This is a genomic window from Streptomyces sp. NPDC007991 (genome assembly GCF_042958445.1).
Taxonomy (GTDB): domain Bacteria; phylum Actinomycetota; class Actinomycetes; order Streptomycetales; family Streptomycetaceae; genus Streptomyces.
In genome coordinates this window covers 276,277-296,968 of sequence record NZ_JBIBJD010000004.1, presented here as the reverse complement: position 1 = coordinate 296,968, position 20,692 = coordinate 276,277, and the positions used below count along the sequence as shown (strand labels likewise).

The 20,692-nt window shown below is 71.1% G+C and carries 19 protein-coding genes; 7 read left to right on the top strand and 12 right to left on the bottom strand.

The window, feature by feature from the left end; translation table 11 throughout:
* Positions 1-6 precede the first annotated feature (6 nt).
* The 7 genes from galE to iolC form a co-directional block, all read right to left on the bottom strand.
* Positions 7-1,065: a UDP-glucose 4-epimerase GalE gene (gene galE / locus ACFZDA_RS12930; protein WP_391079203.1), complete on the bottom strand. Its 1,059-nt coding sequence runs from the start codon at positions 1,063-1,065 to the stop codon at positions 7-9.
* Between the two features lie 115 nt (positions 1,066-1,180).
* Entirely contained in the window at positions 1,181-1,966 is a 786-nt protein-coding gene (locus tag ACFZDA_RS12925) for a UTRA domain-containing protein (protein ID WP_391079200.1), read from the bottom strand.
* Between the two features lie 21 nt (positions 1,967-1,987).
* Complete coding sequence (locus ACFZDA_RS12920; RefSeq protein ID WP_391079198.1) at positions 1,988-3,484, bottom strand: CoA-acylating methylmalonate-semialdehyde dehydrogenase; 1,497 nt, start codon at positions 3,482-3,484, stop codon at positions 1,988-1,990.
* A gap of 74 nt (positions 3,485-3,558) precedes the next feature.
* Complete coding sequence (gene iolD, locus ACFZDA_RS12915; protein WP_391079195.1) at positions 3,559-5,442, bottom strand: 3D-(3,5/4)-trihydroxycyclohexane-1,2-dione acylhydrolase (decyclizing); 1,884 nt, start codon at positions 5,440-5,442, stop codon at positions 3,559-3,561.
* Entirely contained in the window at positions 5,439-6,332 is an 894-nt protein-coding gene (gene iolB / locus ACFZDA_RS12910; protein ID WP_391079192.1) for a 5-deoxy-glucuronate isomerase, read from the bottom strand. The genes iolD and iolB overlap by 4 nt, the downstream gene beginning before the upstream one ends.
* 58 nt (positions 6,333-6,390) lie before the next feature.
* Positions 6,391-7,269 (bottom strand): deoxyribose-phosphate aldolase, encoded by an 879-nt coding sequence (locus tag ACFZDA_RS12905; protein ID WP_391079190.1) that lies wholly within the window; start codon positions 7,267-7,269, stop codon positions 6,391-6,393.
* Between the two features lie 12 nt (positions 7,270-7,281).
* Entirely contained in the window at positions 7,282-8,259 is a 978-nt protein-coding gene (gene iolC, locus ACFZDA_RS12900; protein WP_391079189.1) for a 5-dehydro-2-deoxygluconokinase, read from the bottom strand.
* 322 nt (positions 8,260-8,581) lie between these two features.
* On the opposite strand from iolC, the gene ACFZDA_RS12895 reads away from it, so the two are divergent.
* Genes ACFZDA_RS12895 through ACFZDA_RS12875 form a run of 5 tightly spaced genes read left to right on the top strand, consistent with a single transcriptional unit; the run spans position 8,582 to position 13,540 of the window.
* Positions 8,582-9,601, top strand: a complete 1,020-nt coding sequence (locus tag ACFZDA_RS12895; protein WP_391079187.1) for a substrate-binding domain-containing protein — start codon at positions 8,582-8,584, stop codon at positions 9,599-9,601.
* Positions 9,601-10,677, top strand: a complete 1,077-nt coding sequence (locus ACFZDA_RS12890; RefSeq protein WP_391079184.1) for an ABC transporter permease — start codon at positions 9,601-9,603, stop codon at positions 10,675-10,677. The genes ACFZDA_RS12895 and ACFZDA_RS12890 overlap by 1 nt, the downstream gene beginning before the upstream one ends.
* Positions 10,678-10,682: 5 nt before the next feature.
* A complete protein-coding gene (locus ACFZDA_RS12885) occupies positions 10,683-11,594 on the top strand; it encodes an ATP-binding cassette domain-containing protein (RefSeq protein ID WP_391079182.1) in 912 nt (303 codons plus the stop codon).
* A gap of 1 nt (position 11,595) precedes the next feature.
* On the top strand, positions 11,596-12,498 hold the full coding sequence (locus tag ACFZDA_RS12880) for a TIM barrel protein (protein WP_391079179.1): 903 nt from the start codon (positions 11,596-11,598) through the stop codon (positions 12,496-12,498).
* 22 nt (positions 12,499-12,520) lie between these two features.
* Entirely contained in the window at positions 12,521-13,540 is a 1,020-nt protein-coding gene (locus tag ACFZDA_RS12875; RefSeq protein ID WP_391079177.1) for a Gfo/Idh/MocA family oxidoreductase, read from the top strand.
* Between the two features lie 48 nt (positions 13,541-13,588).
* On the opposite strand, the gene ACFZDA_RS12870 is transcribed toward ACFZDA_RS12875, so the two are convergent.
* The 4 genes from ACFZDA_RS12870 to ACFZDA_RS12855 are packed head-to-tail and all read right to left on the bottom strand — an operon-like array spanning position 13,589 to position 17,593.
* The gene (locus ACFZDA_RS12870) at positions 13,589-14,605 is read right to left on the bottom strand and encodes a Gfo/Idh/MocA family oxidoreductase (protein WP_391079175.1); all 1,017 of its coding nucleotides are present in this window, start codon (positions 14,603-14,605) and stop codon (positions 13,589-13,591) included.
* The gene (locus ACFZDA_RS12865; protein ID WP_391079172.1) at positions 14,602-15,606 is read right to left on the bottom strand and encodes a Gfo/Idh/MocA family oxidoreductase; all 1,005 of its coding nucleotides are present in this window, start codon (positions 15,604-15,606) and stop codon (positions 14,602-14,604) included. Before ACFZDA_RS12865 ends, ACFZDA_RS12870 begins: the two co-directional genes overlap by 4 nt.
* 45 nt (positions 15,607-15,651) lie before the next feature.
* Positions 15,652-16,428 (bottom strand): oxidoreductase, encoded by a 777-nt coding sequence (locus ACFZDA_RS12860; protein ID WP_391079169.1) that lies wholly within the window; start codon positions 16,426-16,428, stop codon positions 15,652-15,654.
* A 7-nt stretch (positions 16,429-16,435) separates the two neighbouring features.
* A complete protein-coding gene (locus tag ACFZDA_RS12855; protein WP_391079166.1) occupies positions 16,436-17,593 on the bottom strand; it encodes a phytanoyl-CoA dioxygenase family protein in 1,158 nt (385 codons plus the stop codon).
* Positions 17,594-17,701: 108 nt separating this feature from the next.
* Here ACFZDA_RS12855 and ACFZDA_RS12850 point away from each other — a divergent pair, with 108 nt between their 5' ends.
* Complete coding sequence (locus ACFZDA_RS12850) at positions 17,702-18,730, top strand: substrate-binding domain-containing protein (protein WP_391079163.1); 1,029 nt, start codon at positions 17,702-17,704, stop codon at positions 18,728-18,730.
* Between the two features lie 64 nt (positions 18,731-18,794).
* Positions 18,795-19,415, top strand: a complete 621-nt coding sequence (locus ACFZDA_RS12845) for a TMEM175 family protein (protein WP_391079160.1) — start codon at positions 18,795-18,797, stop codon at positions 19,413-19,415.
* 3 nt (positions 19,416-19,418) lie between these two features.
* Here ACFZDA_RS12845 and ACFZDA_RS12840 read toward each other — a convergent pair whose 3' ends face one another.
* Complete coding sequence (locus tag ACFZDA_RS12840) at positions 19,419-20,582, bottom strand: Gfo/Idh/MocA family oxidoreductase (protein WP_391079157.1); 1,164 nt, start codon at positions 20,580-20,582, stop codon at positions 19,419-19,421.
* Between the last annotated feature and the right edge of the window lie 110 nt (positions 20,583-20,692).

Here is a 20,692-nt window from a genome sequence, read left to right as displayed (position 1 = left end):
GGTCATTCAGTACTCCTTCAGCTCGGGGCGTCGCGGGGAGTCCGTGTAGCCGTTCGGATGGAGTTGCCGGAACCGCCAGGCGTCCCGGCACATGGCGTCCAGTTTCCGGGTGGGGCGCCAGCCCAGGTTGCGTGCGGCGGCGCGCGGGTTTGCGACGGACACGGCCACGTCGCCGGGGCGTCGCGGGGCGATCTCGTAAGGGATGTTCCGGCCGGTCGCGAGCGAGAACTCATGGATCATGTCCAGCACCGAAATGCCCGTGCCCCGGCCGAGGTTGTAGACGTGCATGCCCGGTTCGTCGCCGATGTGGTCCAGTGCCACCCGCAGCGCCTCGACCATGTCCATGATGTGGATGTAGTCGCGGATCGCGGTCCCGTCGGGCGTCGGGTAGTCGTCGCCGAACACGCGCAGCCGGTCCCGCTGCCCGGAGGCCACCTGTGCCATGGACGGCATCAGCTTCCCGGACGTGCCGGGCGGGTCCTCGCCGAGCAGTCCGCTGGGATGGGCGCCGACCGGGTTGAAGTAGCGCAGGCACAGCACGGCGTACTCGGGCCGACGGCTGCAGACGTCGGCCAGGATCTGCTCGCACATCCATGTGGACGTCGCGTACGGGTTGGTGGGGTGGGCGGGGGTGTCCTCGGCCAGGGGTTCGTTGCCCGCGTCGCCGTAGACGGAGCACGAGGACGAGAACACCAGCCGGTGCACGCCGTGCTCGTGCATGGTGTGCAGCAGGGAGGCGGTGCCTCCGACGTTGGTGTCGTAGTACTCCACGGGCATCCGGGTCGACTCGCTCACCGACTTGAGTCCGGCGAAGTGCATGACGGCGTCCACGTTGTGCCGGTGGAAGACGGCGGACAGCGCCTGCCGGTCCCGGATGTCCAGCTCGTACACGGCGCCCGCGAAGCGTCCGGCGATCCGCTGCACCCGGGCGAAGACCTGCGGTGTGCTGTTGGAGTAGTCGTCGACCACGATCAGCTCGTAACCGTGGTCGAGGAGTTCAGCGCACGCGTGACTGCCGATGAAGCCGGCCCCACCGGTGACCAGGACTGTGGACGGTGCGCTCATGAGGCGCGCTCCTCGGGACGCCGTACGTTTACGGTGTACATGTACGACTCTGCCCCTCTTCGTCCCCGCGAGTCAAGACCAGGTCTGTCCCGGCTGTCCCATCTGTCCCGCCGTCTCAAGCCCTGACCAGCAGCTGGAAGTCGAACGTGTACCGGGACGCCCGGTAGAGGTGGGTCCCGTACTCGACGGGGCGACCGGTGTCGTCGTACGCCGTGCGCTCCATGGTGAGCAGGGCCGCGCCCTCCTCCTCGTCCAGACGGGCGGCCTCCCGCGCGGTGGCCGCCCGGGCGCTGACGCGCTGCCGGGCGCTGTGCAGGGTGATGCCCGCCGAGCGCATGATCCGGTACAGGCCCGTCGACTCCAGGCGGGCGTCGTCGAGGTCCACGAGGGACGTCGGCAGGTGGTTGCGCAGCAGGGCCACCGGCTGGCCGTGGGTGCAGCGCAGCCGGTCCAGGACGGTGACCTCGCTGCCCTCCGCGACGCCGAGGGCGGCGGCCACGTCACAGGAGGCCGGGACGATCTCGTGGCGCACGACCTGCGTGGTGGGCCCCTGCCCGGCCTCCTCCAGGTCGTCGTAGAGGCTGCTCAGCTCCAGTGGGCGCTTGACCTGGCTGTGCACCACCTGCGTGCCCACCCCGCGCCGCCGGACCAGCAGCCCCTTGTCGACGAGGGACTGGATGGCCTGGCGGACGGTGGGCCGGGACAGGCCGAGGCGCACCGAGAGGTCGACCTCGTTGCCCAGGAGGTCCCCCGGCGCGAGGACCCCGTGCTCGATCGCCGCCTCCAGCTGCCGCGCGAGCTGGTAGTACAGCGGCACGGGACTGCCCCGGTCCAGGGCGAAGTCCAGCGAGCTGACCGCGGGCGCGGCAGCGGTACGGGCCCGGCCACCGGTCCTCGCCATGGATGCACCCTCCTTCGGGCGTCAGGAGTTGCTCGGGAAACCGAGGTTGATGCCGCCGGCGTCCGCCGGGTCCGGCCAGCGCGTGGTGATCACCTTGCCCTGGGTGTAGAAGGCGATGCCGTCGTTGCCGTAGATGTGCAGGTCGCCGAAGAGCGAGTCCTTCCAGCCGCCGAAGGAGTGGTAGCCGACCGGTACCGGGATCGGCACGTTGACGCCGACCATGCCCGCCTTGACCTCCAGCTGGAAGCGGCGGGCCGCGCCGCCGTCCCGGGTGAAGATCGCGGTGCCGTTGCCCCAGCGGGAGTCGTTGATCAGCTTGATGGCCTCTTCGTACGTCTGCGCGCGGACCACGCACAGCACGGGGCCGAAGATCTCGTCCCGGTACGCGTCCGCCGTCAGCGGCACCCGGTCCAGGAGGGAGACGCCGAGGAAGAAGCCGTCCTCGTGGCCCTCGACCGAGAAGCCGGTGCCGTCGACCACGACCTGGGCGCCCTGCTCGGCGGCCGACGACACGTAGGACGCCACCTTGTCGCGGTGCTCGCGGGTGATCAGCGGGCCCATCTCGGACGCCGGGTCGTTGCCGGGGCCGATCTTCAGGTTCTTCGCCCGCTCCGCGATCTTGCCGACCAGCTCGTCGCCGGTGTCGCCGACCGCGACCACGACCGACACGGCCATGCAGCGCTCGCCCGCCGAGCCGTACGCCGCGTTGATCGCCTGGTCGGCGGCGAGGTCCAGGTCCGCGTCGGGCAGGACCAGCATGTGGTTCTTGGCGCCGCCCAGGGCCTGCACGCGCTTGCCGTGCTCGACGGCCTTGAGCTGGATGTACTTGGCGATCGGGGTCGAGCCGACGAAGGAGACCGCCTCGATGTCCGGGTGCTCCAGGATGCGGTCCACGGCCGTCTTGTCGCCCTGCACGACGTTCAGCACGCCGTCCGGCAAGCCCGCTTCGGAGGCCAGTTCGGCGAGCTTGAAGGAGGCCGACGGGTCCTTCTCGCTGGGCTTCAGCACGAAGGTGTTGCCGCAGGCGATGGCCAGCGGGAACATCCACATCGGCACCATGGCCGGGAAGTTGAACGGCGTGATGCCGGCGACGACGCCGAGCGGCTGGCGGATCGAGGCGACGTCGACCCGGGTGGAGACCTGTGTGGACAGCTCGCCCTTCAGCTGGACGCTGATCCCGCACGCGAGTTCCACGATCTCCATGCCGCGCGCGACCTCGCCGAGCGCGTCGGAGTGCACCTTGCCGTGCTCGGCGGTGATCAGCTCGGCGATCTCGTCGCGGTGGGCGTCCAGCAGCTCGCGGTACTTGAACAGCACCGCCGTGCGCTTGGCGAGCGAGGAGGCGCCCCAGGACTCGAAGGCGGCCCTGGCGGAGGCGACGGCGGCGTCCACCTCGTCGGTGGTCGCGAACGCGACCTGCTTCTCCTGGGCGCCGGTGGCCGGGTTGTAGACGGGGCCGAAGCGGCCGGAGGTGCCTTCGACGGGCTTGCCGTCGATCCAGTGGGTGATGGTCTTCATGGTGCGGGGGGCCTTTCGTGGAGCCTGAGTTCAGCGGGGAACGCGCGGGAGGTTCGCGGGTGGTTCGCGTGGGTTCAGAGGTGACGGCGGCGTCCGGCGACCTGCCGGTCGTAGCGCTCGCGGGCCTGGACGGCGGCCTCGCGGGCGGCGGTCTCGGCCACCGGCACGTCCCACCAGGCCTCGGCCGGGGGAGCGGTCGGGGCCGGGTCGGTCTCGACGTACACGCACGTCGGCCGGTCGGAGGCACGGGCCGCGGCCAGCGCCTCGCGCAGCTCGCGCACCGTCTTGGCGCGCAGGACCCGCATGCCGAGGCTGGCCGCGTTGGCGGCCAGGTCGACGGGGAGCGGGGCGCCGGTGAAGGTGCCGTCGGCGGCCCGGAACCGGTAGGCGGTGCCGAACCGCTCGCCGCCGGTCTCCTCCGACAGACCGCCGATGGAGGCGTAGCCGTGGTTCTGGAGGAGCACGATGTTGACCGGCAGGCCCTCCTGGACGGCCGTGACGATCTCCGTCGGCATCATCAGGTAGGTGCCGTCGCCGACCAGCGCCCACACCGGTGTGCCGGGGGCGGCCTGCTGGACGCCGATGCCGGCCGGGATCTCGTAGCCCATGCAGGAGTAGCCGTATTCCAGGTGGTACTGGCGCGGGCTGCGGGAGCGCCACAGTTTGTGCAGGTCGCCGGGGAGCGAGCCGGCCGCGTTGATGACCACGTCGTCGTCGCCGACGGCCGCGTCCAGCGCGCCGAGCACCTGCGTCTGCGTCGGGACCGCGCTGTCGTCGTCGGCGCGGTAGGCGGCCTCGACGACCTCGTCCCAGCGCTCCTTGCCGGCGCGGTACTCGGCCGCGTACTCCTCGCTCACCCGGTGGCCGGGGAGCGCCTCCAGCAGCCTTTCGAGGCCGGACCGCGCGTCGCACACCAGCGTGCGCGCGGCCAGCTTGTGCGCGTCGAAGCCGGTGATGTTGAGGTTGACGAACCGCACGCCCGGGTTCTGGAAGAGCGTGCCGGAGGCCGTGGTGAAGTCCGTGTAGCGGGTGCCGACACCGATCACGAGGTCGGCGGTGCGGGCGAGGTCGTCGCTGACCGCCGTCCCGGTGTGGCCGATGCCGCCGAGGTCGGCGGGGTGGTCGTACCGCAGCGCGCCCTTGCCGGCCTGGGTGGAGGCGACGGGGATGCCGGTGGCGTCCACGAAGGCCTTCAGCGCCGCCTCGGCCTCGCTGTGGTGGACGCCGCCACCGGCGACGATCAGGGGCCGCTCGGCCGAGCGGATCGCCTCCACCGCCGCCGTCAGCTCCACCGGGTCCGGCGCGGGACGCCGTACGTACCAGACGCGCTCGGCGAAGAACTCCTCCGGCCAGTCGTACGCCTCCGCCTGCACGTCCTGCGGCAGGGCGAGGGTGACGGCGCCGGTCTCGGCCGGGTCGGCCAGCACGCGCATGGCCTGGAGCGCCGACGGGATGAGCGCCTCGGGGCGCGTGATCCGGTCGAAGTACCGGGACACCGGGCGCAGGGTGTCGTTGACCGACACGTCGGCCTCGACCGGGTGCTCCAGCTGCTGGAGCAGCGGGTCGGGAGCGTGCGAGGCGAAGTAGTCGCCGGGCAGGAGCAGCACCGGCAGCCGGTTGATCGTCGCCAGGGCCGCGCCGGTGACCAGGTTGGTGGCGCCCGGGCCGATGGAGGTCGTCACCGCCTGCGCGGACAGGCGGTTCAGCTGCCGGGCGTAGCCGACGGCCGCGTGCACCATGGACTGCTCGTTGCGTCCCTGGTGGAACGGCATGACGGCGCCCGGCCCGATGCCTGCCTCCATCAGCGCCTGGCCGACACCGGCCACGTTGCCGTGGCCGAAGATGCCCCAGGTCCCGGCGATCAGCCGGCGCCGCACGCCGTCCCGCTCGGTGTACTGGACGGACAGGAACCGCACCAGCGCCTGGGCGGTCGTCAGTCGGCGGGTGGTGGCGTTCATGCGGAGGTCTCCGGGGCGGTGTAGAGAGGGAGCCGTGGGTCGACCGGCTGGTCCGGCCAGGTGTCGCGGACCCAGGCGTGGTCGGGGTGGTCGCAGATCAGCCAGGCGCGCTCGGCCTCCGGGCCCGCCATGACGTTGAGGTAGTACATGTGGTGGCCGGGCGTGGCCATCGACGGCCCGTGCCAGCCGTCCGGGATCAGCACGACATCGCCGTCGCGGACCTCCGCCAGCACATCGGTGTCCCGGCCGGGACCGGACGGGGAGACGCGCTGGTAGCCGAGGCCGGGGATGCCGTCGTGGCCGGCGAACTCGAAGTAGTAGATCTCCTCCAGCACGGACTCCTCGCCCGGCCGGTGCTCGTCGTGCTTGTGCGGCGGGAAGGACGACCAGTTGCCGCCGGGGGTGATCACCTCGACCGCGATGAGCTTGTCGCACTCGAAGACCCCGGCCGCGCCGAAGTTGTTGACCTGCCGGGAGCAGTTCCCGGTGCCCCGCAGCTCCACGGGCACCTCGGAGGCCGGGCCGTAACGGGCGGGCAGCCGGCGGGTGCAGCGCGCGCCGGTCAGCGCGAACCGGCCGCCGGCGGCGGAGGTCACGCTCGCCCGGGCTTCGCGCGGCACGTACGCGAAGTCGCTGACGCCGCTGAAGACGTCCCGGCGGCCCTGGAGCTCGAAGGTGTCCTGGCCGAAGTCGTCCGCCGCGGCGACCGTGCAGCCGCCGCTCAGCGGTACGACGATCCACTCGCTGTCGCCGGCCTCGAAGGAGTGCGTGCCGCCCGGCGGCAGCTCAAGGATCCGCAGACTGGAGTGTCCCCAGCCGGCCTTCTCGGGTGTGACGTCGACGATGTAGGGGCCGCCGAGGGCCTTACCCGCGGGAAGGTGATACGTCATCGTGTGCCTTTCGGGTCACAGCGGAGCGACTCGGAACAGACGGATTCAGCAGGCCTGTTCACAGCAGACCGACGGCCGTGTCCACTGCCTCTTCCACGCTGCCCCCGGCCGGGTAGAGCAGCGAGCGCCCGACGACCATGCCCTGCACGGTGGGCAGGCGCAGGGCCTTGCGCCAGCGTTCGTACGCGCCCTCCTGGTCGTCGCCGACCTCGCCGCCGAGCAGTACGACGGGGAGCGTGGAGGTCTCCAGGACCTGGGCCATGTCGTCCGGGTCGTCGGTGACGGGCAGCTTCAGCCAGGTGTAGGCGGAAGTGCCGCCCAGGCCCGCGGAGATCGCGATGGACCGGGTGACGGCCTCGGCGGACAGATCGTTGCGCACCTTGCCGTCGACCCGCCGGGAGATGAACGGCTCGACGAACAGGGGGAGTTGCCGGGCGGCCATGGCGTCGATCGCCCGCGCGGTGGACTCCAGGGTGGTGAGTGAGCCCGGGTCGTCGTAGTCGATGCGGACCAGGAGCTTGCCCGCGTCGAAGCGGAGCCGGGCGATGTCCTCGGCGCGGTGGCCGGTGAAACGGTCGTCCATCTCGAACGCGGCGCCGGCGAGGCCGCCGCGGTTCATCGAGCCCATGACGACCTTGTTCTCCAGCACCCCGAGCAGGAGCAGGTCCTCCAGGATGTCGGCGGTGGCGAGCACTCCGTCGACACCGGGCCTCGACAGTGCGACACAGAGCCGTTCCAGCAGGTCGGCGCGGTTGGCCATGGCCAGGCGCCGGTCGCCGACCCCGAGGGCGCCGCGTGCCGGGTGGTCGGCGGCCACGATCATCAGCCTGCCGCTGTCGCCGATCAGCGGGCGGCGCACCCGGCGGGCGGCCGCCTCGGCGACGGCCTCGGGATTGCGGGCCCGGACCGTGGTGAGGTCGGGGATGCCGATGTTCAATGCAGGCTCCGTTCAGTGACTCGTGCTCGGCGACGACACCGTGGCGAGGAGATCCTCGACCTCGGACTCGGCGGGCATCGCGGAGGAGCAGGCGAGGCGGGAGGCGACGAGGGCGCCGGCCGCGTTGGCGTGCCGCATGGTCTTCTCCAGGTCCCAGCCGGCCAGGAGGCCGTGGCACAGGGAGCCGCCGAAGGCGTCGCCCGCGCCCAGGCCGTTGACCACCTCGACCGGCACCGGCGGTACCTCGGCCCGGGTCCCGTCGCGGTGCACGGCCAGGACGCCCTTGGGGCCCTGCTTGACGACGGCCAGTTCCACGCCGGCCTCCAGCAGCGCGTCGGCGCAGGCCTGCGGCTCGCGCACGCCGGTGGCGATCTCGCACTCGTCGAGGTTGCCGACCGCGACCGTGGCGTGGCGCAGCGCCTCGCGGTAGTACGGGCGGGCCTCCTCGGGGTCGGCCCAGAACATCGGCCGCCAGTCGAGGTCGAAGACGGTGATGCCCGCCTTGTCGCGGGCCTTGAGGGCGGCGAGCGTGGCGGAGCGGCTCGGCTCCTCGCTCAGGCCGGTCCCGGTGATCCAGAAGATCCGCGCCCCGCGGATCGCGAAGAAGTCCAGCTCGTCGGTGTGGATCTCCAGGTCGGGGGCCTTGGGGCGGCGGTAGAAGTACAGCGGGAAGTCGTCCGGCGGGAAGATCTCGCAGAAGGTGACCGGCGTCGGGTAGGCGTCGACCGGCGTGACCCAGCGGTCGTCGACGCCGAAGGACGCCAGTTCCTCGTGCAGATAGGTGCCGAAGGGGTCGTCGCCGGTCCGGGTGATCACGGCCGTACGACGTCCGAGGCGCGCCGCGGCGACCGCCACATTGGCCGCCGAACCTCCCAGAAATTTCCCGAACGTCTCCACCTGGGGCAGCGGGACGCCGGTCTGGAGGGGATAGAGGTCGACCCCGATGCGGCCCATCGTGATCAAGTCGAAATACTGGGCTGGCTCGGCCATGCGCGACCTCCTCGGGAAACTGGGGATGCGGGTCCGGAGCCGTCCTGACACCGTGGGCGTGGATGACCTGGGACCTGCCGCCCTACAGGTGTAGGGCGCGGAGGACGGCCCTGTCAATAGTTTGTACTTACATTCGGACCTGCTTGTGAAATGATGTCTTAACAAAGTATTGACAGCGGGCGCGGCAAGGACTTGGATCCCGTGGCATCGCAACAGTGTGTTTGCGGCATCATGATCCGGACTCCGTAAGGCTCCGGGACCACGGATCCCTCGTGATCCCCTCCCCTTTCCCCCGCAGTAGCACAGTGAGGTGCCAGGAAAGATGGACCGCTCTTCTCACCCCCGCTCCCGCAGGATCGCGCCGGTTGTCGCCGTTGCCGCGGCGGCGGCCCTGACCCTCGCCGGCTGCTCCAGCAGTTCCGGGGGCAAGAAGTCGGAGGAAGGCGCCGCGAACGCCTCCGCCGGCAAGGCGACCACGCCCCGTATGACGGTCGCCCTGGTCACGCACCAGGCGCCCGGTGACACCTTCTGGGACACCGTGCGCAAGGGCGCCGAGGCCGCCGCCGCCAAGGACAACATCGAGCTCGTCTACTCCGCCGACCCGAACGCGGGCAACCAGGCCACCCTGGTCCAGAACGCGATCGACCAGAAGGTCGACGGCATCGCCGTCACCCTCGCCAAGCCGGACGCCCTCAAGGGCGTCATAGCCAAGGCCGAGAAGTCCGGCATACCCGTGGTCGGACTCAACTCCGGCCTGAGTGACTGGAAGAAGCTCAACCTGCTGGAGTTCTTCGGGCAGGACGAGTCCGTGGCCGGCGAGGCCTTCGGCAAGAAGCTCAACGAGGTCGGCGCCAAGCACGCCCTCTGTGTCGTCCAGGAGCAGGGCAACGTCGGCCTGACCCAGCGCTGCGACGGCGTCGAGAAGACCTTCGACGGCAAGCTCGACACCCAGAACGTCAACGGCACCGACATGCCGTCGGTGAAGTCGACGATCACCGCCAAGCTGAAGCAGGACCCGTCCATCGACTACGTCGTCACGCTCGGCGCCCCCTTCGCGCTGACCGCGGTGCAGTCGGTCGGCGACGCCGGCAGCAAGGCGAAGGTCGCCACCTTCGACCTCAACAAGGACCTGATCAAGGGCATCAAGAACGACTCCATCCAGTTCGCCGTCGACCAGCAGCCCTACCTCCAGGGCTACCTGGCCGTCGACGGGCTGTGGCTCTACAAGAACAACGGCAACTACAGCGGCGGCGGCGAGCAGCCCGTGCTGACCGGCCCGGCCTTCGTCGACAAGTCCAACGTCGACAAGATCGGGGAGTTCGCCGCGAAGGGCACCCGGTGATGAGCATGACCCAACAGGCTGCGCCGGCGGTGGACACACCGCCGGCCCCCGGCCAGAAGCAGTCCGACGGCCGGACACGGCAGCGCCCCCTGGCGCTGCGGTTGCTGGCCCGGCCCGAAGTCGGTGTCTTCCTCGGCGCCGTCGCCGTGCTCGTGTTCTTCCTGTTCGCGGCGCCGCCGGTGCGCGACGGCAGCTCGATGGCCAACATCCTGTACCAGTCGTCGACCATCGGGATCATGGCGCTGCCCGTGGCCCTGCTGATGATCGGCGGCGAGTTCGACCTGTCGGCCGGTGTCGCCGTGGTCACCTCGGCGCTCACCGCCTCGATGCTGAGCTACCAGCTGACCATGAACGTCTGGGTGGGCGTGATCGTCGCCCTGCTCGTGTCGCTCGCGATCGGCGCGTTCAACGGCTGGATGCTGGTCAAGACCGGCCTCCCGAGCTTCCTGGTCACCCTGGGCACCTTCCTGATCCTCCAGGGCGTGAACCTCGCCGTGACCAAGCTGGTCACCGGCAACGTCGCCACCGACGACATCAGCGACATGGACGGCTTCTCCCAGGCGCAGAAGATCTTCGCGTCGACGTTCGAGGTCGGCGGGGTCAATGTCAAGATCACCGTCGTGTGGTGGCTGGTCTTCGCGGCCCTGGCCACCTGGGTGCTGCTGCGCACCAAGTACGGCAACTGGATCTTCGCGGTCGGTGGCAACAAGCACTCCGCCCGGGCCGTCGGTGTCCCGGTGACCTTCACCAAGATCTCCCTGTTCATGCTGGTCGGCTTCGGCGCCTGGTTCGTCGGCATGCACCAGCTGTTCTCCTTCAACACCGTCCAGTCCGGCGAGGGCGTGGGCCAGGAGCTCATCTACATCGCCGCGGCCGTCATCGGCGGCTGTCTGCTGACCGGTGGCTACGGCTCCGCGATCGGCCCGGTCTTCGGCGCCTTCATGTTCGGCATGGTGCAGCAGGGCATCGTCTACGCCGGCTGGAACCCCGACTGGTTCAAGGCCTTCCTCGGCGTGATGCTCCTCGGCGCCGTCCTCATCAATCTGTGGGTCCAGCGCACGGCGACCCGGAGGTGACCGCAATGACCAGCAACGAAACCGGCACCCACGGGGCCGTCCTGAAGGACACGCCGCCCGAGAAGGACCGCCCCCTCGTCGAACTCCGAGGCGCGGGCAAGTCCTACGGCAACATCCGCGCCCTGCACGGCGTCGACCTGAAGGTCTTCCCCGGCCGAGTGACCTGCGTCCTCGGTGACAACGGCGCCGGCAAGTCCACCCTCATCAAGATCATCTCGGGGTTGCACCAGCACACCGAGGGCGAGTTCCTCGTCGACGGCGAACCGGTGCGCTTCTCCACCCCGCGCGAGGCCCTCGACAAGGGCATCGCCACGGTCTACCAGGACCTGGCCGTGGTCCCGCTGATGCCGGTGTGGCGCAACTTCTTCCTCGGCTCGGAGATGACCAAGGGCCCCTGGCCCGTCCGCCGGCTCGACATCGAGAAGATGAAGAAGACAGCCGATCACGAACTGCGTGAGATGGGCATCGTCCTCGACGACATGGAGCAGCCCATCGGCACGCTCTCCGGCGGCCAGCGCCAGTGCGTCGCGATCGCCCGCGCCGTCTACTTCGGTGCCCGCGTCCTCATCCTGGACGAGCCGACCGCAGCCCTCGGCGTCAAGCAGTCCGGCGTGGTGCTGAAGTACATCGCCGCCGCCCGTGAGAAGGGTCTGGGCGTCATCTTCATCACCCACAACCCGCACCACGCCTACATGGTCGGCGACCACTTCAGCGTGCTGCGCCTGGGCACCATGGAACTGTCCGCCTCCCGCAGCGACGTCTCCCTCGAAGAGCTGACCAACCACATGGCCGGCGGCACCGAACTGGCCTCCCTCAAGCACGAGTTGTCCCAGGTACGCGGCGTCGACGTCGAGGAGCTCCCCGAGGCGGGAGACCTCACCGCCCCCGTAGCCACGTCTTCGGAAGGAAAGTCCTGACATGGCCCTCGCGCTCGACCGCATCCGGGTCGGCTCCGCCCCCGACTCCTGGGGCGTCTGGTTCCCCGACGACCCCCAGCAGGTGCCCTGGGAACGCTTCCTCGACGAGGTCGCCGAGGCCGGCTACTCGTGGATCGAACTCGGCCCGTACGGCTACCTGCCGACCGACCCGGCCCGGCTCACCGACGAGGTGACCAAGCGGAACCTGAAGGTCTCCGCCGGCACGATCTTCTGCGGCCTGCACCGCGGCCCGTCCGAGTGGGACTCCACCTGGGAGCAGGTCAGCCGGGTCGCCGCCCTCACCCAGGCCATGGACGCGAAGCACCTGGTCGTCATCCCGTCCTTCTGGCGGGACGACAAGACCGCCGAGATCCTGGAGCCCCCGGAGCTCACCACCGAGCAGTGGCGCAACCTCACCACGGGCATGGAGCGCCTCGGCCGTGAGGTCAAGGACCGGTACGGCCTGGACATCGTCGTCCACCCGCACGCCGACACCCACATCGACACCGAGGAGCACGTCGAGCAGTTCCTCGACTCGACCGACTCCGACGCGGTCAACCTCTGCCTGGACACCGGGCACTACGCCTACTGCGGCGGCGACAGCGTCAAGCTGATCGAGACGTACGGCGAGCGCATCGGCTACCTGCACCTCAAGCAGGTCGATCCGGACATCCTCGCCGACGTGGTCAAGAACGAGATGCCGTTCGGCCCCGCCGTGGCGCGCGGAGTCATGTGCGAACCGCCCGCCGGTGTGCCCGAGCTGGGTCCGGTGCTCACGGCCGCCCAGAAGCTGGGCGTGGACCTGTTCGCCATCGTCGAGCAGGACATGTACCCCTGCGACCCGGACAAGCCGCTGCCGATCGCGGTGCGCACCCGCAAGTTCCTGAGGTCCTGCGGCGCCTGACGACCCGAAAGGACGGACGGCCATGGCTGAGCGCGCCACCCTGGGAGTCGCGGTCATCGGTACCGGAAGGATGGGCGCGGACCATGTGCGCCGCATCCACGAAGTCATCAGCGGAGCACGGGTGGTCGCCGTCGCCGACGTCGACGCGGAGCGCGCGAAGGCCGTCGCCGCCCGCGTCGACGGCTGCACCGCCCACACCGACCCGGCCGCCGCGCTGGCGGCCGCCGATGTCGACGCCGTCCTGATCGCCTCCCCGGGCCCGGCCCACGAGGCCACCCTGCTCGCCGCCTTCGAGCGCGATCTGCCCGTCCTGTGCGAGAAGCCGCTCACCCCCGACGCGGCCTCCGCCCTGCGCGTCCTCGAAGCCGAACTGCGCCTCGGCCACCGCCGAGTCCAGGTCGGCTTCATGCGCCGCTACGACCCCGAGTACGCGAAGCTGAGGGCCCTGCTGACGACAGGTCAGCTGGGCCGTCCGCTGATGGTGCACAACCGGCACCGCAACGTCGCCAGCCCGCCCTTCTTCACCAGCTCCATGCTCATCAGCGACTCGGTCGCCCACGAGGCCGACGTGACCCGCTGGCTGCTGGGGCACGAGATCACGGCGGTCACGGTGCTGCGCCCGGCGCCCTCCGCCAACGCCCCCGACGGGCTGCGCGATCCGCAGTTCGTGGTCTTCGAGACCGACGGCGGCGCCCTCTGCGATGTGGAGATCTTCGTCAACTGCGGCTTCGGCTACCAGGTCCAGGCCGAGGTGGTCTGCGAGCGCGGCACCGCCCGCATCGGCGACGGCCACGCCCTGGTCACGAACATGGCCGGCCGCTGGGGCGGCACCATCGCCCAGGACTGGACCGAACGCTTCGAGACGGCCTACGACCGGGAGGTCCAGGCCTGGGTCGACGCCACCCGCCGCGGCGAGGTCACCGGCCCGAGCGTCTGGGACGGCTATGCCGCCGCCGCGGTGTGCGAGGCGGGGGTACGGGCACTGGAGGACGGCGGCCGGGTCGAGGTCGAACTGGTGGAGAGACCCGCGCTGTACGCGTGAACGGTCCGAGCGGGCCGGGGGTGCGCCCCCGGCCCGCTCGGCGTGTGCTCAGACCCTGGTGCGGGGCCGCGGCTCGAACCCGGCAGCCCGGTAACAGTCGTCGATGAGCCGCATCGTCGTCACCGCGTCGGCCGCGTCCAGCGGCAGCGCCGCACCGTCACGCACCCGGGCGGCGAACGCCTCCAGCTGGTACGTGTACGACGAGCGCGTCCCGAGGTGCTCGGTGCGCTCGCCCTCCGGGGTGCGGACCACGACCCGGTCGTCCAGCTGGGGCAGCACGAAGCTCGGGGCCGTCGCCTCGCCCCGCGAGCCGACGACGCGAATGCTCATCTCCCGCCCGCCGTAGGCCATATGGCAGCGGGCCGAGCCGGTCGCGCCGCCGGGGAACTCCAGATCGGCGTCCAGCCACTCGTCGACCCCGGGCGCACCCGGGCGCTCCCCGCCCCGGGCCCCGGCCAGGCGCGGTGCGCCGCCCGCCCAGGGCGCCAGCATCCGCAGCGCGTGCACGCTGTAGCAGCCCAGGTCCATCAGGGCGCCGCCGGCCAGCGGCAGCGACCAGCGCGGGTCGGTGTCCGGCGGCGCGGCGATGGCGACCATCGCCTCGACGTGCCGCAGTTCCCCGAGTTCGCCGGAGTCCAGCAGCTCGTGCAGGCGGCGGGTGACCGGGTGGAAGAGGTAGTGGAAGGCCTCCATGAAGACCGTCCCGGCCTTGTCGGCGGCTTCCCGTACCTCCGCCGCCTCCCGCGCGTTGCTCGCCGACGGCTTCTCCGACAGCACGTGCTTGCCCGCCGCGAGGGCGACCAGGTTCCACGGGCCGTGCAGGCCGTTGGCGAGAGGGTTGTAGACGACGTCCACCTCGGGATCGGCCACCAGCTCGGCGTACGAACCCGCCACCCGCTCCACGCCGTGCTCGGCGGCGAACGCCTCGGCGCGGGAACGGTCGCGGGCGGCCACCGCGACGAGGCGGTGGCCGGTCGCCCGGGCCGGGCCGGTCAGGGACCGCTCGGTGATCCGCGCGGCTCCCAGCACTCCTATGCGCAGTGCTTCCCGGCCCTTCTCGCTCATGCCTGCCGTACCTCCTCGATCGTCACGGGACGGTGCTCGTGCAGTGACAGTGTGCACGCCTCGGCGATCCAGCCCGCCTCCAGGGCGTCCTCGATCGTGCAGGGAGAGGGGCGGGTGCCGGCCACGACCTCGGTGAACGCGGTCAGTTCGGCGCGGTAGGCCGCGGTGAAGCGGTCCATGAAGAAGTCGTGCGGGGTGCCCGCCGGGAAGGTCACGCCCGGCTCGACCGAGCGCAGCGGCAGCTTGTCCTCCAGGCCGACGGCGATGGAGTCCGTGAAGCCGTGGATCTCCATGCGGACGTCGTAACCGCGGGCGTTGTGGCGGGAGTTGGACACCACCGCGATGGTGCCGTCGTCCAGTGTGAGGATCGCGCCGGTGGTGTCGGCGTCACCGGCCTCCTTGATGAAGTCGGCTCCGCGGTTGCCGCCCACGGCGTACACCTCTCTCACCTCGCGGCCGGTCACCCAGCGGATGATGTCGAAGTCGTGCACCGAGCAGTCGCGGAAGATGCCGCCGGAGGCGGCGATGTAGGCGGCGGGCGGCGGCGCCGGGTCGAGCGTGGTCGAGCGGACCGTGTGCAGCGTGCCGAGTTCGCCGCTGTGCACGGCGGCCCGGGCGTTGACGAAACCGGTGTCGAAACGGCGGTTGTAGCCGATCTGGATCGGCACGTCCTTGCCTCGCACGGCCCTCAGCACCTCGACGCCCTCGCTCATGGTCTTGGCGACGGGCTTCTCGCAGAAGACCGGGATGCCGGCCTCGACCCCGGCCAGGATCAGCGCGGGGTGGGCGTCCGTGGCGGCCGCGACGACGATGCCGTCCACGCCGGCGGCCAGCAGGGCCTCCGGCGAGTCCACGACCTCGGCCCCGAACCGCTCGGCGGCGGCCTTGGCGGCGTCGGCGAACGGATCGGTGACGACGAGGGACTCGACGGCGTCGAGCCCGGAGAGGGTCTCGGCGTGGAACGCGCCGATACGGCCGAGCCCGAGAATTCCGATACGCATGGGGTGTTGCTCCTAGAGAGAGTGAGGGTTTCTTGTGGAGAGTTCTCAGTCGAGTCCACCGAGGACGTTCTGGTCCCAGTCGATCACCGAGCCGGTGACCACCCCGGACCGCTCCGACAGCAGGAAGACCACGAAGTCGGCGATCTCGTCCGGCTGGCCCAACTTGCCCATGGGCAGCCGGGCAGCAGCGACCTCGCGCCAGTCGTCCCCGGCGCCGTGGAATGCGCGCTGCGTCGCGTCCTCGCCTTCCGTCGCCGTCCAGCCGATGTTCACACCGTTGATCCGGATCCGGTCCCACCGATGCGCGTGCGCGGCGTTACGGGTCAGGCCGATCAGACCGGCCTTGGCGGCGACGTACGGCGCCAGAAAAGGCTGACCTCCGTGCGCCGACGAGGTGATGACGTTGACCACCGTGCCGGGCGCCCCACGCGCGACCATGTCCGCGACCGCCGCCTGCATCGCGAAGAACGGTCCCTTGAGATTGATCGCGATGTGCTGGTCGAACAGCTCGGGCGTGGTGTCCAGCAGCGTCCCCCGGGACGTCAGCCCGGCGGAGTTCACGAGGCAGTCGACGCGGCCGTAGGCCTTGACGACCTGGGCCACGGCGGCCTTCGCCCGCTCCGCGTCCGAGAGGTCGGCCCGCACGTACAGGGCCTTGCCGCCCGCGGCGGTCAGCTCCGCCACCAGCGTCTCGCCGGGTTCGGGGCGCCGCCCGGTGACGGCCACGACCGCCCCCTCGCGGACCGCGGCCCGCGCGATGGCGGCGCCGACACCCTGAGTGCCGCCGTTGACCAGGACGATCCTGTCGTCGAGAAGTCCCACGAGATCCTCAGCTCTCTCGCCGTGCGGTAGCGGCCCGCAGCTCCACCCGGAGCGCCTCGGGCGTCCACCCCTCGTACAGGGCCCGCCGTACGAGATCCGCCTGCGCGGGCGGGGCCAGGCCGTCGACCGGCGGGTCGCTGTCGAGGTTGGTCGGGAAGGGGTAGCCCTCGGCGCTCGCCGCGATGACGTTGCCCAGCCACGCGTCGCTCGCGCCCTCGGCCTTTCGCTTCAGCAGCACGGGATACACCGCGTTGGCCACGGCCTCCCGGTCCACCGTCTCCATCGCGCGCCCGAACGCGGACGACACCTGCAACAGATTGGCCATGCGCCGGATGTCCGCCGAGCGGTTGGTGCCGGCGGCGTGGAAGAGGGCCGGGTTGAAGAAGACCGCGTCGCCCTTGGCGAGCGGCAGCTGCACCTGGTGCGCCTCGAAGTACGCCCGGAACGCCGGGAGCCGCCAGGCGAGGTAGCCCGGCTCGTACTTCTGCGAGTGCGGCAGGTACATCGTCGGCCCGGACTCCACCGGCATGTCGCAGTGCGCGACCGCGCCCTGGAGGGTCAGCACGGGGGAGAGGCGGTGCACGTGCCCGGGGTAGGCGGCGGCGCCCTCGTTGGAGAGGAAGCCCAGATGGTAGTCCCGGTGCGCGGTCTGGGCGGCGCCGCCCGGGTTGACCACGTTGAGCTGTGAGGTGACCTGGTAGCCGGGGCCCAGCCAGGCCGTCGCCACGAGGGCGAGGACGTCGTTGGCGTAGTAGTCGGCGAACGCCTCCGCGTCGTACAGGGCCGCCTTCTCCAGCGCGTTCCACACCCGGTCGTTGGCGCCCGGCTTCGCGAAGTGGTCACCGGCCGTCGCGCCCGAGGCGCGCTGCTCGGCGATCAGGGCGTCGAACACGGCGGTGGCGCGGTCCACGACCTCCGGGTCGGGAAAGGCGCCGCGGAAGACGACGATGCCGGGCCCGTCGGCGAGCGCGCGCACCAGCTCGGCCTGGACCACCCGGTCGCCTTCGAGCAGGCCGGTGTCGTAGACCGGCACGTTCCGCTCCACGGCCGAGGCGTGCGGGTAGTCGGCGGGATCGGTCGCCTGCTCGACCAGCGCGCGGAACGCGTCGAGGTCGCAGTCATGTTCGGACAGCCAGGCGCGGCGGTGTACGGAAGTGAAGGACATCGTCGTCCCTTCGGGGTCACGGAGCGACGCAGCCCTGTCATTCTTGTCAGTACAAACCCCTCGAACAACCAGCGGCGAGCCATCAAAAACCCCTCAAGGAGCCGGAGCATGGGCCACCCCTTCCCGATCCGGGAGATCGCACGTCAGGCGGGCCTGAGCGAGGCGACCGTCGACCGGGTCCTGAACGGCAGGGGAGGGGTGCGCGAGAGCACGGCCCGGGAGGTGCGCCAGGCCATCGCCGACCTGGACCGGCAGCGCACCCAGGTCCGGCTCGTCGGCCGGACGTTCATGGTCGACATCGTGATGCAGGCGCCCGAGCGCTTCACCACCGCCATCCGCGCCGCCCTGGAGGCCGAGCTGCCGTCCCTGCACCCGGCCGTGCTGCGCTCCCGCTTCCACTTCCGCGAGACCGGCCCGGTCGCGGAACTGGTGCGGATCCTGGACCGGATCGCCCGGCGCGGCTCGCAGGGAGTGATCCTCAAGGCCCCGGACGTCCCCGAGGTCACCGCCGCCGTCGGCCGCCTCGCAGCCGCCGGCATCCCGGTCGTGACCCTGGTGACCGACCTGCCCGCCAGCGCCCGCCTCGCCTACGTCGGCATCGACGACCGGGCGGCGGGCGCGACGGCCGCGTATCTCACGGGCCAGTGGCTGGGGGAGCGCCCGGGGAACATCCTCACCAGCCTCAGCAGCGGTTTCTTCCGCAACGAGGAGGAGCGCGAGATGGGCTTCCGCAGCGCCATGCGGGCCCGGCACCCCGAGCGCACCCTGGTCGAGATCGCCGAGGGCCAGGGCCTGGACGCCACCCAGTACGACCTCGTCCGGGGTGCGCTGGAACGCGACCCGGACATCCGCGCCGTGTACTCGATCGGCGGCGGCAACATCGCCACGCTGCGGGCCTTCGACGACCTGGGCCGCGAGTGCGCCGTGTTCGTCGCGCACGACCTCGACCACGACAACACCCGGCTGCTGCGCGCGCACCGCCTGTCCGCCGTGCTCCACCACGACCTGCGTCAGGACGTGCGCGAGGCCTGCCACATCGTCATGCGGGCCCACGGGGCGCTGCCGCCGGCCGGGCCGTCGCTGCCGTCGGCGATCCAGGTGGTGACGCCGTACAACATGCCCCCGCCCGTACGGTGACACCGGCGGTGCCGCCCTGCGTGTAACCCGGCTCGGCGCCCTCCGGCTGCCTACCGTCGTGCTCATGCGGAATTCGACCCCGGACGGCTCGCCCGACCGACTGCTGGCACTCTCCGACGGGGTGTTCGCGATCGCCATCACCCTGCTGGTCCTGGACCTCGCCGTGCCCCGCGGGCTCGGCACCGCGGAGTACCACCGCGCTCTGCGCGAGCTTCTTCCGGACCTGGGGGCCTACGCACTCAGCGTGGTGGTGCTGGCCGGTTTCTGGCGCGATCACCGCCGGATCTTCCGCTCCGTCCGGCAGGTCGACGGACAGGTGATCTCACTGACCGTGCTCGGCCTGGGCGTGGCGGCTCTGCTGCCCTTTCCCACCAGGCTGATCTCGGACTACGGCGCCGAACCCGCGTCGGTCGCCATCTACGCGGCGGCCGTCGCGGCTCTCGGTGCCAGCCACCTCGCGCTGGCCACCGTGCTCGCTCTCCGCCCCTGGCTGCGCGGCGGCGCGGCGCCGGAGGAAGGCTTCCGGCTCTACGGCCTCGACATGGCCACGACGGTGGCGGTGTTCCTCGTCACCATCCCGCTGGCTCTGACGATCGGCGCCGCGGCCATGTGGTGGTGGCTCGTCCTCTTCCCGGCCAAATACGCGCTCACCCGAGGGGTCCGCAACCCCTCCGCAGGCCGCTGACCGTCACCGCAGTGCGTCCACGGCCACCCAGGCCCCGCTCGCCACCGACCGGGACACGGCGTCCAGGACGGCCGCGCTCCGCACGGCGTCCGTGAGCGTCGCCCCGTGCGGAGCGCCCTCGGCGACCGACCGGAGGAAGCGGTACGCCTCGATGACCTTCAGGTCGTCGTACCCCATGGCGTTCGCCGCGCCGGGCTGGAACGCGGCGAACTCGCCGTGGCCCGGGCCGACGTACACCGTCGTCACGGCCTGGTCCTGGTACGTCGTGCCGCGGCTGATCCCCAGCTCGTTCATGCGGCGGAAGTCCCAGAACACCGCCCCCTTGGTGCCGTGCACCTCGAAGCCGTAGTTGTTCTGCTCGCCGACCGAGACCCGGCAGGCCTCCAGCACACCGCGCGCACCGGAGGCGAAGCGCAGCAGGCAGCTGACGTAGTCCTCGTTCTCGACCGGGCCGGGTTCGCCGCCCGAGGCGCGGCTGTGGCCCGCCGTCGCCCCGGTGGGACGGGCCCGCTCCGGCAGGAAGATCGCTGTGTCGGCCGTCAGGGACGTGATGTCGCCCAGCAGATGACGGGCCAGGTCGGCGCCGTGCGAGGCCAGGTCGCCCAGCACGCCGCTGCCGCCCCGCTCCCGCTCGTACCGCCAGGTCAGCGCGCCCTCGGGATGGGCCGCGTAGTCGCTGAACAGCCGGATGCGGACATGGGTGACCGTGCCGATCTCCCCCGAGGCGATCAGCTCGCGGGCCGCCTCGACGGCGGGCGCGTTGCGGTAGTTGAAGCCGACGGCGCCCTGCACACCTGCCTTGGTCACCGCGTCCGCCACCGCACGGGCGTCCTCTGCGGTCAGACCGACCGGCTTCTCGATCCAGATGTGCTTGCCCGCCTCGGCCATGGCGACGCCGATCTCGCGGTGCAGGAAGTTCGGCGCGGTGATGCTGACGGCCCGCACCCGCGGGTCGGCGACCACCTCGCGCCAGTCACGCGTGGTCGACGCGAACCCGAACTGCGCGGCGGCCTCCTCGGCCCGCCCCGGCACCTCCTCGGCGACCGTGACCAGCTCCGGGACGAGGGGCAGCTGCGGATAGTGGTGCCGCACGCGCGCGTACGCCTGGGTGTGCACCCGCCCCATCCAGCCGAAACCGACGACGGCGACGCCGAGCGTGTCCACCATGAGAGCCCCTCTTTGGACCGTTCCAGACCTGTCCAGCCCACCCTGAGCGCGGTTTCCCCTGCCTGTCAACCCTTTGACAAGGCCACGACCCACATGGAACGGTCCATCCC

Coding starts and splice junctions, on each gene's coding strand:
- ACFZDA_RS12870 (WP_391079175.1), bottom strand. CDS start 14,605: ATGAGCGAGAAGGGCCGGGAAGCACTGCGCATAGGAGTGCTGGGAGCC.
- iolC (WP_391079189.1), bottom strand. CDS start 8,259: ATGGCCGAGCCAGCCCAGTATTTCGACTTGATCACGATGGGCCGCATC.
- ACFZDA_RS12895 (WP_391079187.1), top strand. CDS start 8,582: ATGGACCGCTCTTCTCACCCCCGCTCCCGCAGGATCGCGCCGGTTGTC.
- ACFZDA_RS12845 (WP_391079160.1), top strand. CDS start 18,795: ATGCGGAATTCGACCCCGGACGGCTCGCCCGACCGACTGCTGGCACTC.
- ACFZDA_RS12890 (WP_391079184.1), top strand. CDS start 9,601: ATGAGCATGACCCAACAGGCTGCGCCGGCGGTGGACACACCGCCGGCC.
- iolD (WP_391079195.1), bottom strand. CDS start 5,442: ATGAACGCCACCACCCGCCGACTGACGACCGCCCAGGCGCTGGTGCGG.
- ACFZDA_RS12920 (WP_391079198.1), bottom strand. CDS start 3,484: ATGAAGACCATCACCCACTGGATCGACGGCAAGCCCGTCGAAGGCACC.
- ACFZDA_RS12850 (WP_391079163.1), top strand. CDS start 17,702: ATGGGCCACCCCTTCCCGATCCGGGAGATCGCACGTCAGGCGGGCCTG.
- ACFZDA_RS12925 (WP_391079200.1), bottom strand. CDS start 1,966: ATGGCGAGGACCGGTGGCCGGGCCCGTACCGCTGCCGCGCCCGCGGTC.
- ACFZDA_RS12885 (WP_391079182.1), top strand. CDS start 10,683: ATGACCAGCAACGAAACCGGCACCCACGGGGCCGTCCTGAAGGACACG.
- ACFZDA_RS12880 (WP_391079179.1), top strand. CDS start 11,596: ATGGCCCTCGCGCTCGACCGCATCCGGGTCGGCTCCGCCCCCGACTCC.
- ACFZDA_RS12840 (WP_391079157.1), bottom strand. CDS start 20,582: ATGGTGGACACGCTCGGCGTCGCCGTCGTCGGTTTCGGCTGGATGGGG.
- iolB (WP_391079192.1), bottom strand. CDS start 6,332: ATGACGTATCACCTTCCCGCGGGTAAGGCCCTCGGCGGCCCCTACATC.
- ACFZDA_RS12855 (WP_391079166.1), bottom strand. CDS start 17,593: ATGTCCTTCACTTCCGTACACCGCCGCGCCTGGCTGTCCGAACATGAC.
- ACFZDA_RS12875 (WP_391079177.1), top strand. CDS start 12,521: ATGGCTGAGCGCGCCACCCTGGGAGTCGCGGTCATCGGTACCGGAAGG.
- ACFZDA_RS12865 (WP_391079172.1), bottom strand. CDS start 15,606: ATGCGTATCGGAATTCTCGGGCTCGGCCGTATCGGCGCGTTCCACGCC.
- galE (WP_391079203.1), bottom strand. CDS start 1,065: ATGAGCGCACCGTCCACAGTCCTGGTCACCGGTGGGGCCGGCTTCATC.